The organism is Pseudomonas viridiflava (genome assembly GCF_900602065.1).
GTDB lineage: Bacteria > Pseudomonadota > Gammaproteobacteria > Pseudomonadales > Pseudomonadaceae > Aquipseudomonas.
Genome location: NZ_UWFN01000265.1, coordinates 235,156 through 248,414 on the forward strand (window position 1 = coordinate 235,156; position 13,259 = coordinate 248,414).

General features: G+C 56.6%; 10 protein-coding genes. All 10 read right to left on the reverse strand.

Annotated elements, in window-relative coordinates; genetic code table 11:
• Window position 1: 1 nt before the first annotated feature.
• The 10 genes from EE949_RS16205 to rseP all read right to left on the reverse strand — a co-directional run bounded on the left by EE949_RS16205 (window position 2) and on the right by rseP (window position 13,200).
• On the reverse strand, window positions 2-949 hold the full coding sequence (locus EE949_RS16205) for an acetyl-CoA carboxylase carboxyltransferase subunit alpha (protein ID WP_122665201.1): 948 nt from the start codon (window positions 947-949) through the stop codon (window positions 2-4).
• Between the two features lie 113 nt (window positions 950-1,062).
• Window positions 1,063-4,584: a DNA polymerase III subunit alpha gene (gene dnaE, locus EE949_RS16210; protein ID WP_122665202.1), complete on the reverse strand. Its 3,522-nt coding sequence runs from the start codon at window positions 4,582-4,584 to the stop codon at window positions 1,063-1,065.
• Window positions 4,585-4,658: 74 nt separating this feature from the next.
• Window positions 4,659-5,309 (reverse strand): ribonuclease HII, encoded by a 651-nt coding sequence (gene rnhB / locus EE949_RS16215; protein ID WP_122665203.1) that lies wholly within the window; start codon window positions 5,307-5,309, stop codon window positions 4,659-4,661.
• A gap of 11 nt (window positions 5,310-5,320) precedes the next feature.
• Window positions 5,321-6,460 carry a lipid-A-disaccharide synthase gene (lpxB, locus tag EE949_RS16220; RefSeq protein WP_122665204.1) on the reverse strand — a complete coding sequence of 380 codons (1,140 nt, stop codon included), beginning with the start codon at window positions 6,458-6,460 and terminating at the stop codon, window positions 5,321-5,323.
• Window positions 6,461-6,462: 2 nt separating this feature from the next.
• Entirely contained in the window at window positions 6,463-7,239 is a 777-nt protein-coding gene (lpxA, locus tag EE949_RS16225) for an acyl-ACP--UDP-N-acetylglucosamine O-acyltransferase (protein WP_122665205.1), read from the reverse strand.
• Complete coding sequence (gene fabZ / locus EE949_RS16230; RefSeq protein WP_122665206.1) at window positions 7,236-7,676, reverse strand: 3-hydroxyacyl-ACP dehydratase FabZ; 441 nt, start codon at window positions 7,674-7,676, stop codon at window positions 7,236-7,238. The genes lpxA and fabZ overlap by 4 nt, the downstream gene beginning before the upstream one ends.
• Window positions 7,677-7,787: 111 nt before the next feature.
• Window positions 7,788-8,843, reverse strand: coding sequence for a UDP-3-O-(3-hydroxymyristoyl)glucosamine N-acyltransferase (lpxD, locus tag EE949_RS16235; protein ID WP_122665207.1), 1,056 nt, complete (start codon window positions 8,841-8,843; stop codon window positions 7,788-7,790).
• Window positions 8,844-8,846: 3 nt separating this feature from the next.
• Window positions 8,847-9,350 carry an OmpH family outer membrane protein gene (locus EE949_RS16240; RefSeq protein WP_027898803.1) on the reverse strand — a complete coding sequence of 168 codons (504 nt, stop codon included), beginning with the start codon at window positions 9,348-9,350 and terminating at the stop codon, window positions 8,847-8,849.
• Between the two features lie 45 nt (window positions 9,351-9,395).
• The gene (gene bamA / locus EE949_RS16245; RefSeq protein WP_122665208.1) at window positions 9,396-11,768 is read right to left on the reverse strand and encodes an outer membrane protein assembly factor BamA; all 2,373 of its coding nucleotides are present in this window, start codon (window positions 11,766-11,768) and stop codon (window positions 9,396-9,398) included.
• A gap of 79 nt (window positions 11,769-11,847) precedes the next feature.
• A complete protein-coding gene (gene rseP, locus EE949_RS16250) occupies window positions 11,848-13,200 on the reverse strand; it encodes a sigma E protease regulator RseP (RefSeq protein ID WP_122665209.1) in 1,353 nt (450 codons plus the stop codon).
• Window positions 13,201-13,259: the final 59 nt, after the last annotated feature.

Sequence of the window (13,259 nt, forward strand, 5' to 3'; positions counted from 1 at the left end):
ATCAGAGACCGTAGCTCATCAAACGATCATAACGACGAGCCAGCAGCGCATCGTTGTCCAGCTTCTTGAGCATTGCCAGCTGGCTGCTCAATTCCTGACGAATTGCCAGTGCAGCAGCGGCAGGATCGCGATGTGCACCACCCAGCGGTTCGCCGATGACTTTATCAACAATACCCAGGCCTTTCAGACGCTCAGCCGTGATGCCCATGGCTTCAGCAGCATCAGGTGCCTTTTCGGCGGTTTTCCACAGAATCGAAGCACAGCCTTCCGGGGAGATAACCGCGTAGGTGGAGTACTGCAACATGTTGAGCTGATCACAAACACCGATTGCCAACGCACCGCCCGAACCACCTTCGCCGATAACCGTGGCGATGATTGGCGTTTTCAGACGGGCCATGACCCGCAGGTTCCAGGCAATGGCTTCGCTCTGGTTACGCTCTTCAGCGTCGATACCCGGGTAAGCGCCCGGTGTGTCGATGAAGGTCAGGATCGGCATCTTGAAACGCTCGGCCATTTCCATCAGACGGCAGGCTTTGCGATAGCCCTCTGGGCGTGGCATACCGAAGTTACGACGAACTTTCTCACGCACTTCACGGCCTTTCTGATGGCCGATCACCATAACTGGCTGGCCTTCCAGACGGGCAATACCGCCGACGATTGCAGCGTCGTCGGAGAAATGACGGTCGCCATGCAGCTCATCGAACTCGGTGAAGATGTGCTGAATGTAGTCCAGCGTGTACGGACGACGCGGGTGACGCGCCATACGTGCAATCTGCCAACTGGTCAGGTTGCCGAAAATGCTTTCGGTCAGCGTGTTGCTCTTGTCTTGCAGTCGCGAGATTTCGTCGCCGATGTTCAGCGAGTTGTCATTACCCACCAAGCGCAATTCTTCGATCTTGGCTTGCAGGTCAGCGATCGGCTGTTCGAAATCAAGAAAATTCGGGTTCATAGGCATCCGTCTTGGGTCGACGGCCAAGAGGCCGGCCGGTTGATCCGTTAGCGCCTTACCTTACGGGAACAGGCGCATTCAGGTCGAGTTTAAAAAATTCTGGGCTGATGCTTTCAGCGATACTGCAGGAAGACGTTCTCACGCCCGAACTGGTCACGCAGAGCTTGAATCAAGCTGTCTGCAGGATCAATTCGCCACGCTTCGCCAAACTGCAACAAGGCCTTGGCATCCAGCCCGGTGTAATCCAGGGTAATCGGGCAAGCACCACGATGGCGCTTGCACAGATCGCCCAGCCAGCGCAGCCGGTCGCCTTTAAGCGCTTCGGCACGTACGGTCAGACGCAAGCTTTCTGCCAGGTTGGTACGTGCATCTTCGATGCTCATCACCCGTTTGGCACGCAAGCGCAGCCCGCCAGAGAAATCGTCGTTGCTGACCTCACCCTCGACCACCACCATGGCGTCAGTCTGCAGCAAGGCCTGAGCAGAATGGAACGCTTCGGCAAACAGCGAAGCTTCTATTCGCCCCGAGCGGTCGTCAAGGGTGATAAACCCCATCTTGTCGCCCTTCTTGTTCTTCATGACCCGCAACGCAATGATCAGGCCGGCGACGGTCTGGGTATCACGAGCAGGCTTGAGATCGATGATTCGTTGCCGTGCAAAGCGGCGAATCTCGCCTTCGTATTCGTCAATCGGGTGCCCGGTCAGGTACAAGCCAAGAGTCTCTTTCTCACCGCGTAACCGGTCTTTGAGACTCCCCTCCTTCGCCTTGCGGTGATTGGCATACACATCGGTGTCTTCTTCTACGAACAACCCGCCAAACAGGTCCGAGTGACCGCTGTCGTGACTGCGCGCTGTTTGCTCCGCGGCCTGAATGGCTTCGACCAGCGACGCCAGCAGCACCGCGCGGTTGCGGTCGATATTGGCCTGATACGCTTTAGGTTCGGTTTCGAAGTAGGGACCGAGGCGATCAAGCGCGCCGCTGCGAATCAAACCGTCGAGAGTCCGTTTGTTGACCCGTTTGAGATCAACCCGCGCACAGAAATCGAACAGATCCTTGAACGGTCCGGCCTCACGCGCTTCAGTAATCGCCTCAACCGGGCCTTCGCCCACACCTTTGATCGCGCCGAGGCCATAAATAATGCGGCCATCTTCGCTCACCGTGAACTTGTACTCGGAGGTATTCACGTCGGGCGCGTCCAGGCGCAGCTTCATGATCCGCACTTCTTCGATCAAGGTGACGACCTTGTCGGTGTTGTGCATATCCGCGGACAGTACCGCAGCCATGAACGGTGCCGGGTAGTGCGCCTTCAGCCACGCGGTCTGGTAGGAAACCAGACCATAGGCGGCCGAGTGAGACTTGTTGAAGCCATAACCGGCGAACTTCTCTACCAGGTCGAAAATGTTACCTGCCAGATCCGGGTCAATATTGTTGGTCTTGCAACCCTCAATGAAACCGCCCCGCTGCTTGGCCATTTCCTCAGGCTTTTTCTTACCCATCGCACGACGAAGCATGTCAGCGCCGCCGAGGGTATAGCCAGCCATGACCTGCGCAATCTGCATCACCTGTTCTTGATAAAGAATGATGCCGTAGGTAGGTGCCAGAACCGGTTTCAGCCCATCGTACTGGTAGTCGACGTGCGGGTAGGACAGCTCGGCACGACCGTGCTTACGGTTGATAAAGTCATCAACCATGCCCGATTGCAGCGGGCCGGGACGGAACAGGGCAACCAGTGCGATCAAGTCTTCCAGGCAGTCGGGCTTGAGCTTCTTGATCAGCTCTTTCATACCGCGCGACTCAAGCTGGAACACCGCCGTCGTTTCGGCTTTCTGCAGCAACTGATAGGTCGGCGCGTCATCCAGTGGAATGAAGGCGATATCCAGCGGCTCTTCGTTGACCTTGGCGCGATCGCGGTTAATCGTCTTCAGCGCCCAGTCGATAATGGTCAGAGTCCGCAGACCGAGGAAGTCGAACTTCACCAGCCCTGCAGCCTCGACATCATCCTTGTCGAACTGGGTTACCAGACCGCTGCCCTCTTCGTCGCAATAAATCGCCGAAAAGTCAGTCAGCTTGGTCGGAGCGATAACCACACCACCGGCGTGCTTGCCGACGTTACGCACAATGCCTTCAAGCTTGCGCGCCATTTCCCAGATTTCGGCAGCCTCTTCATCGACTTTGAGGAAGTCGCGGAGAATCTCCTCCTGTTCGTAGGCTTTCTCCAGCGTCATGCCGACTTCGAACGGGATCATCTTCGACAGACGATCGGCCAGCCCATAAGACTTGCCCTGCACCCGAGCCACGTCGCGCACCACCGCCTTGGCGGCCATGGAACCGAAGGTGATGATCTGGCTTACCGCATTGCGGCCGTACTTCTCGGCCACGTAATCAATCACGCGGTCACGACCATCCATGCAGAAGTCGACGTCGAAGTCGGGCATGGATACCCGCTCCGGGTTCAGGAACCGCTCGAACAGCAGGTCATATTCCAGCGGATCAAGGTCAGTAATTTTCTGTACATAGGCCACCAGCGACCCGGCGCCCGATCCCCGGCCCGGACCTACCGGCACGCCGTTGCTCTTGGCCCACTGGATAAAGTCCATCACGATCAGGAAGTAACCCGGGAATCCCATCTGGATGATGATATCCAGCTCGAAATTCAACCGGTCGACATAGACCTGACGCTTGGCTTCATAGTCCGGGGTGGTGTCTTTAGGCCAAAGCACCGCAAGGCGTTCTTCCAGGCCGTCAAACGATACCTTGCGGAAGTACTCGTCGATGGTCATGCCATCCGGAATCGGGTAGTCAGGCAGGAAGTGAGTGCCCAGCTTCACATCGATGTTGCAGCGCTTGGCGATTTCCACCGAGTTTTCCAGCGCTTCCGGCAGGTCGCTGAACAGCTCGGCCATTTCCTCGGCGCTTTTCAGATACTGCTGATCGCTGTAATTGTGCGAGCGGCGCGGGTCGTCCAGCGCACGCCCTTCACCGATGCAGACACGGGTTTCATGCGCTTCGAAATCTTCCTGCTTGATGAATCGCACATCGTTGGTCGCCACCAGCGGCGCACCATGGCGCTCTGCCAGAGCCACCGCCGCGTGCAGGTGCTCTTCGTCGTTGGCGCGGTTGGTCCGCTGCACTTCGACATAGAAACGATCGGGGAAAACCGCCATCCATTCGCGCAATAGTTGGTCCGCGTCGGCCGGGTTGTTACCCAGCAACGCCATGCCAATCTCGCCTTCCTTCGCCGCAGATAGTGCGATCAGGCCTTCGTTGGCTTCGGCCACCCACTCGCGCTCAATGATGATCTGGCCGTTGCGCTGACCATCAATGAAGCCACGGGAAATCAGCTCAGTGAGATTTCGGTAGCCCTTGGCATTCATGACCAGCAGGCTGATGCGGCTCAACGCTGCATCTTCGTCCTTGTTCGACAGCCACAGGTCTGCACCGCAGATAGGCTTGATCCCCGCGCCCATTGCCGCCTTGTAGAACTTGACCAGCGAGCACAAGTTGTTCTGATCAGTCACCGCCACGGCAGGCATATTCATGGCTGCGAGGGTTTTGACCAGCGGTTTGACCCGTACCAGGCCATCGACCAGCGAATATTCGGTGTGCAGGCGTAGATGAACGAAAGAAGCCGGCATGGAGATCCTATAGCGCTAGAACAAAAACGAAGGCCCGGATTGTACCGGGCCTTTGGCAAAACATCAGCCCACTGTCAGCTCAATGGGAAAATCGACGATGAGGACAACGCTGACTGAATCATTGCATCACGCGCCTCATAGGCAGCCCGCACTGGCCCGAACGAACGCCGATGAATGGGCGTCGGCCCCAGGCGCGCAAGGGCTTCAAGATGAACAGGCGTTGGATAGCCCTTGTGTCCGCCAATGCCGTAACCCGGATACTTGAGTTCCATGGCCGCCATTTCACGGTCACGACTGACCTTGGCGAGAATAGACGCAGCTGCAATGGCCGGTACCTTGGAATCACCCTGCACCACCGGCGCACTGGGTACTGACAACTGAGGGCAACGGTTGCCATCGATCAATGCCAGCTTCGGCGTGATCATCAAGCCTTCCACAGCACGCTTCATGGCGAGCATGGTGGCGTGCAGAATGTTCAGTTCGTCGATCTCTTCGACTTCCGCCCGGGCAATATGCCAGGACAGCGCCTTCTCACAGATTTCATCGAACAGCAGCTCGCGCTTGGCCTCGGTCAGCTTCTTCGAATCATTGAGCCCCAGAATCGGGCGGCGCGGGTCGAGAATCACCGCTGCTGTCACCACCGCACCACAAAGCGGCCCGCGGCCCACTTCATCAACGCCGGCAACCAGCTCCTCGACCAGATTAAAATCCAGACCCATTTGCATTGAACGCGAACTCACAGTGAAGGCGAATGGCCAATCAGGCTCAACACCGCCTCGGCGGCCTGATTGGATGCATCGCGACGCAAGGTCCGGTGTATTTCGTCAAAGCCCGCAGTCTGCGCAGCGCCATCATCCAGCAACGGCAGCAGCTGCTGCACCAACGCTTCAGCGGTGGCGTCATCCTGCAACAACTCCGGCACCAGCAGACGCTGCGCAAGAAGGTTGGGCAGCGAGACGTAAGGGCTTTTCACCAGACGCTTGAGTATCCAGAAGGTCAGCGGTGCCAGACGATAGGCAACCACCATTGGACGCTTGTAAAGCAGTGCTTCCAGTGTCGCGGTGCCCGACGCGATCAATACCGCATCGCAGGCGGCCAGCGCCACATGGGAGCGGCCGTCGAGCAGCAACACCTGCAACTCGCGACCCACCAGCAACTGTTCGATCTGTGCGCGACGCTGCGGACTGGCGCACGGCAGCACAAAGCGGACATCAGGACGTGAGGCCAGCAGGCGCTCGGCAGCATCAAAGAACAGACTGCCCAGACGCCCCACTTCACCACCGCGACTGCCCGGCATCAACGCTACGACAGGCCCATCGCCCAGGCCTAATTCGGCGCGCGCGGCAGCGCGGTCGGCCTGTAGCGGAATGGTGTCAGCCAGCGGATGCCCGACGAATTTGACCGGCACACCTTTCTCTTCATAAAAACGAGCTTCGAAAGGCAGCAGGGTCAACATCAGGTCGCAGCCTTCACGAATCTTGAGGACCCGCTTCTGCCGCCACGCCCACACAGACGGGCTGACGTAGTGCACCGTTTTTATTCCGGCACGACGCAACTGAAGCTCGATGTTGAGTGTGAAGTCCGGCGCGTCGATACCAATGAAGACATCAGGCTTTTGATCGATGAGAGTCTGAATCAACAGCTTGCGTCGAGCCATCAGCTCACGCAGTCGACCCAGCACTTCGACAAGCCCCATCACCGACAGACGCTCCATCGGGAAGTACGACACCATGCCCTCGGCTTCCATCAGCGGACCGCCGACACCGATGAACTCGACATGAGGATGACGCGCCTTGATGGCGCGCATGAGACCAGAGCCGAGAATATCCCCCGACGCCTCGCCAGCGACTAAAGCGACACGCAATACGCTGGACATGATTAGCGGGTGATGCCGCGGGTCGAGGTCTGAATAGACTCAAGAAACAGAGCGACCTCTGGGAACTGGGCAGCAGGCTCAGCCAGGTCGGCAATGGCCTGATCAACCGTCAGCCCCTGCCGATAAACCACTTTGTAGGCCCGACGCAGCGCGTGAATGGCTTCTTCGGTGAAGCCGCGGCGGCGCATGCCTTCAAAGTTCATGCTCCGCGCTTCGGCAGGGTTGCCGAACACGGTTACAAATGCAGGAACGTCCTTGCCAATGGCCGTCCCCATACCGGAAAAACTATGGGCACCAATATGGCAATACTGATGGACCAGGGTGAAACCGGACAGGATCGCCCAATCCGCAACATGCACATGACCCGCTAACGCGGTGTTGTTAACCAGAATGCAGTTGTTGCCGATGACGCTGTCATGACCGATGTGTGCATAGGCCATGATCAGGTTGTGGTCGCCAATCGTGGTTTCAGCACGGTCCTGAATAGTCCCACGGTGAATCGTCACACCCTCACGAATCACGTTGTGATCGCCAATGACCAGACGCGTCGCCTCACCCTTGTACTTGAGATCGGGTGTGTCCTCGCCTACCGAGGAAAACTGGTAGATACGATTGTGCTTACCGATCCGGGTCGGGCCACGCAGGATCACGTGAGGCCCAACCACTGTACCCTCGCCAATTTCCACACCGGCTCCGATGATCGACCACGGGCCGACCTCCACATTGTCAGCCAGGACGGCTGTCGGATCGATGATTGCGCGAGGGTCAATTAAACTCATAGTTTACGTTCCGCACAGATGATTTCTGCGGAGCAAACCGGCTTGCCGTCGACCGAAGCCTGGCATTCGAACTTCCAGATCTGACGCTTGCAGCTGAGGAACTTCGCTTCAAGAATCAACTGGTCGCCCGGCAGCACAGGCTGGCGGAAACGCAGTTTGTCCGAGCCCACGAAATAATACAGTGTGCCATCAGCAGGTTTGGCACCCAGCATTTTGAAGCCAAGGATACCGGCCGCTTGTGCCATCGCCTCAATGATCAACACACCCGGCATGATTGGATGCGCAGGGAAGTGCCCGTTGAAAAACGGTTCATTGATGCTGACGTTTTTATAAGCACGAATACTTTTGCTCTCTACATCGAGCTCAACGACACGATCCACCAAAAGGAACGGGTAGCGGTGTGGCAAGTATTCGCGAATTTCGTTGATGTCCATCATTTCGAGGGGAAGCCTGTAGTCAAGATTGGGAGTGCGCGGCAATTGCGCTGCACTCCTCTGCAAATCAAGGAAGCAATTTATCGGCAGTGCGCGCTTGATATGAAAAAAGTATCAGCCATCTGATGAAGCATTAACGCCTGAGGTCACTGCCTCAACAATCTTTTCCAGTTTTTGCAGTCGACGCGCCATGTCGTCGAGCTTGCGAATACGTGCAGCGCTTTTACGCCACTCGCCTGCAGGCTGCATGGCAGTCCCCGATGAATAAGAACCTGGCTCGGTAATCGAATGGGTCACCATCGTCATGCCGGTGATAAAAACGCCATCGCAGATGTCGATATGCCCAACCAGCCCAACACCACCGGCAAGCATGCAGTGCTTGCCGATTTTGGTACTGCCGGAGATACCCACGCACGCGGCCATCGCCGTGTGATCGCCAATCTGCACGTTGTGGGCGATCTGAATCTGGTTATCCAGCTTCACACCGTTACCGATGCGGGTGTCAGCCAGCGCGCCGCGGTCAATGGCGGTATTCACGCCAATTTCCACATCGTCGCCTATCAGCACACCACCAATCTGGGCAATCTTCTGCCAGATACCCTTCTCGTTGGCAAAGCCGAAGCCTTCGCCGCCCAGAACAGCACCCGATTGAATGACTACTCGCTTACCGATGCGCACGTCGTGATAAAGCGTAACGCGTGGAGCTAGCCAGCCGCCCTCACCGATTTCGCACCGGGCACCAATAAAACACTGGGCACCGACGGTAACGCCCGCAGCGATCCGCGCTCCGCTCTCGATCACAGCGAAAGCACCGATGCTCGCCGCAGGATCAATCTGCGCGTCATCAGCGATGACTGCTGTCGGATGGATTCCGGCAACGGCCTTGGGCTTGGGATCGAACAGATGGGAGATACGCGCGTAAGCCAGATAGGGATCCGGCACCAGCAATGCATCGCCAGCATACGAATCCGCGTCAGCAGGCTTCAACAGCACCGCAGAGGCTTGAGTATCAACGAGGAATTTACGGTATTGCGGATTTGCCAGGAAACTGACCTGACCTGGACCGGCCTCTTGCAAAGTGGCCAGCCCGGTAATTTCTTTATCCTGAGAACCACGCAGCGTGGCCCCCAGGAACTCGGCCAACTCGCCGAGCTTGATAGTCGCGGTCATAGGTTACTTCAGCTGGTTCATGCGCTCGATGACCTGGCGAGTAACGTCGTACTGTGGCTTGACGTCAATCACTGCACCGCGCTCGAAGACCAGGTCAAATGCACCTTTCTTGATCACTTCTTCCACTGCCTGATCCAGCTTGGGCTTGAGTTGCTTGAGCATTTCACGATCGGCAACGGCTTTCGCTTCGTTCAGTTCCTTGGACTGGAACTGGAAGTCACGGGCTTTTTGCTTGAACTCAAGCTCAAGACGCTCGCGCTCTGGCTGGGCCATTTTGTCGCCGCCGCTTACCAGACGATCCTGGATACCCTTGGCACTGCTTTCCAGAGTCTTCAGTTTGGTCAGTTGCGGACCGAACTTCTTCTCGGCATCAACGGCGTATTTCTTGGCCGCATCAGATTCAAGCAAAGCCATTTGATAGTTCAGAACGGCAATTTTCATGTCGGCAAAAGCCGGGCCTGCTGCCAGAACGGTTGCCAGCAGTACCAATTGAGTCAACTTACGCACGATGCACTCCTACAGAATTCGCTGTCGTTATCTAAAATCAGACGCTTAGAAAGTCTGACCAAGGGAAAATTGGAAAACCTGGGTTTCAGTATCGTCATCCGGTTTCTTGATCGGCATCGCCAGAGCGAAGCTCAAAGGACCGAGCGCGGTAATCCAGGTCACACCTACACCAACAGAACTGGCCATACCGGAGAAGTCGACGTCATTACATTCAACTTTCTTGCCGTTGAGCGTCCGGTTGGAATTGCAGTTGGTGTCGAACACGTTACCCACGTCCCAGAACAGCGAAGTGCGCAGGGAGCGTTGGTCTTTGATGAACGGCAGAGGGAACATGACCTCTACGCCACCTTGAACCAGTACGTTACCACCGAACGGAAGTGGATCCTGGTCCGGGTCAGCAGCGGTGCCTGGCTTGGTACCGGTACTAGGCGTACTGCGCGGCCCCAGGGTGCTGTCCTTGAAACCACGAACCGAGTTGAAGCCACCGGCATAGTAGTTCTCATAGAACGGCAGACCGGAGGTCGAACCATAGCCGTCGCCATAACCCAGCTCAGTGTGCAGACGCAGGGTGTAGTTATCGGTGATCGGGTGGAAGTACTGAGCACGGTAGTCGAGTTTGTAGAACGACAGGTCGCTACCCGGCAATGTAGTTTCCAGCACGAGGCTTTGCGAGTGACCACGCGTCGCCAGTACACCTTTGTTCAGAGTGGACTCGGACCAGCCGATCGAACCCTTGAAGTTCAGGTACTTGTCGCCTTCCTTGTCCACGAAATCAAAGATTTCGTCGACGGTGTAGGTACCGGTCTTGATTTCGTCCTGCTGCACGGTCAGGCCGTAAGTCAGACGCGAAGTTTCGTTGATCGGGTAGCCCATGCTGATACCAGCACCGAGGCTGTCTACCGCATAGCTCGCAACGTCAACATCAAGATCGTCGTAATCGGTGGTGCGGTAGAACGCGTTGTAACCCAGGCTCACACCATCAGCGGTCCAGTACGGATCGACATAGCTGAAGTTGTAACGGCTCTGATATTCGCTGCGGGTCAGGCCGATGCTGACCTTGTTACCAGTACCGAGGAAGTTGTTCTGGCTGATCGAACCGCCAAGAATCAGACCGGCGCTCTGGGCGAAACCGACACTGGCGGTAATCGAGCCGGAGGCCTGCTCTTCTACGGCGTAGTTAACATCAACCTGGTCGTCGGTGCCTGGAACCGCCGGAGTCTCAACGTTCACTTCCTTGAAGAAGCCCAGACGATCCAGACGGGTCTTGGACTGGTCGATCAGATAGGTCGAAGCCCACCCGCCTTCCATCTGGCGCATTTCACGACGCAACACTTCGTCAGCAGATTTGGTGTTTCCGCGGAAGTTGATGCGGTTCACATAAGCACGTTTGCCAGGATCAACCACGAAAGTGATGTCGACGGTGTGATCTTCATCATTCGGTGTAGGCACGCCGTTGACGTTGGCGAAGGTATAGCCTTCGTTACCCAGACGACGAGTGATCAGCTCGGAGGTCGTGGTCATGACCTTGCGCGAGAAAACCTGGCCAGGCTTGACCAGCAGCAGGGACTTGACCTGATCTTCCGGAACCTTGAGGTCACCGCTCAGCTTGACGGACTTGACGCTGTACTTCTGGCCTTCGTTAACGTTGACCGTGATGTAGACGTTTTTCTTGTCAGGCGTGATCGACACCTGAGTCGAGGCGATATCCATGTTGATATAGCCGCGATCGAGATAGTACGAACGCAGACGTTCGAGGTCGCCGGACAGTTTTTCCCGGGCGTACTTGTCGTCGTTCTTGAAGAAGGAAAGCCAGTTGGTGGTCTTGAGTTCAAACAGGTCGATCAGGTCTTCATCAGGGAAAACGCTGTTACCCACCACGTTGATGTGCTGGATGGAGGCGACCGTGCCTTCGTTGATGTTGATCTTCAGGCCAACGCGGTTGCGTGGCTGGGCAACGACTTCAGTCGCGACTTCAGCCGAATAACGACCTTGAGCAACATACTGACGTTGCAGCTCGTTGCGCACACCTTCGAGAGTTGCCCGCTGGAAGATTTCACCTTCAGCCAGACCCGACTGTTTCAGACCTTTCATCAGGTCTTCAGTAGAGATGGCTTTGTTGCCCTCGATTTCGATACTCGCGACAGATGGACGCTCGACGACGGTGATGACCAGCACATTGCCGTCACGACCCAACTGAATATCCTGGAAGAACCCGGTTTTAAACAGTGCGCGAGTGGCATCCACCAGACGACCATCATCCGCTTGCTCGCCAACGTTCAGCGGCAACGCACCAAATACACTGCCCGCGGATACCCGCTGCAGGCCATTGACACGGATATCGGAGATAGTGAAGGACTCGGCGTGAACTTCGGCAATCATCAGTACGGCAAGAACCGCAGTTAGCAGCAGACGTTTCATGAAGTCCTTTCTTATTCCAACTGGCAATAAACAAACTGCCGCAAAATGCGGCAGATTCGCAACTCAGCAAAGCTAAGCTTTACAGTCGACCCAGATCGTTGACCAGCGCGAGCAACATAACGCCCACCACCAGACTGATACCAATCTGAACCCCCCAACCTTGAACCCTTTCCGAAAGGGGGCGACCACGTGCCCACTCAATCAGATAGAACAACAAATGCCCCCCGTCCAGCACTGGAATAGGCAGTAAATTCAGGACTCCCAGGCTTATGCTCAGATAAGCGAGGAAATTCAGGAAATCACCTATGCCCGACTGGGCCGAAGCGCCCGCCACTTTAGCAATGGTTATCGGTCCACTCAAGTTTTTTACCGAGAGCTCGCCGAACAACATTTTCCGGAGTGAATCGAGCGTCAGTACGCTCATGGTCCAGGTACGGCTGGCGCCCTCGGCCACAGCGGCCAAAGGACCATAACTGACTTCGCGCAACATCTCCGGAGGCCAATCGATACCTTTAACGCCAGCCCCCAGATAACCGCTTGCAGCCTTGCCTTCACCGCGCGCGGCAAGCGTCAGCGGCACATCAAGCTGTGATCCGTCACGCTCAACACGTAGAGAAATTTTCGCATCAGGGCGCTCGCGCACCCAATCAACTACCTGCTGCCACTCGTCTACCGGACGACCATCAAGAGCAATCAGCTTGTCACCGGTTTTCAGCCCTGCTGCCTGCGCAGGACCCTTCGGATCAAGCTCCGCCAGAACCGGCGGCAGCGCTGGACGCCACGGACGGATACCCAGCGACTTGATCGGGTCCGGCTCTTCGGCACCTTTCAACCAGTTATCCAGTTGCAGACTGTGAGCGGTATCAACCGTTGCACCAGATTCACGCACCTTAAGCGCGACGGAGCCACTTTCCCCCAAACGACGCACCAACTGCAGATTCACAGCAGACCAGCCGGAAACAGCTTCGCCATCTACAGAAACAATTTCCTGCCCGGCACTCAAACCTGCCTTCTGCGCAATACTGCCTGCTTCGACTGCACCGATAACGGGACGCACCTGCTGGCTACCCAGCATGGCCAAGACCCAGAAGAAAAAGATCGCCAAGAGGAAGTTCGCAATCGGGCCGGCGCTGACAATGGCAATACGCTGATAAACCGACTTGCGATTGAATGACTGATCAGCAAGCTCGGGGGGAACGTTGCCTTCACGCTCATCAAGCATTTTCACGTAGCCGCCCAGCGGGATGGCAGCGATCACATACTCGGTCCCCTGACGATCATGCCAGCGCACCAGCGGCGTGCCAAAGCCGACCGAAAAACGTAAAACCTTGACGCCACAACGCCGCGCCACCCAGAAGTGACCGTATTCGTGAAAGGTAACCAGCACGCCCAGCGCAACCAGGGTGCCAACAATCATATAGAGCGCGCTCATCAACTTTCTCCGGGTACTGGCTGGTTCAAGCCCTGCGCCAGCACCTTCTAGCCTCTGCG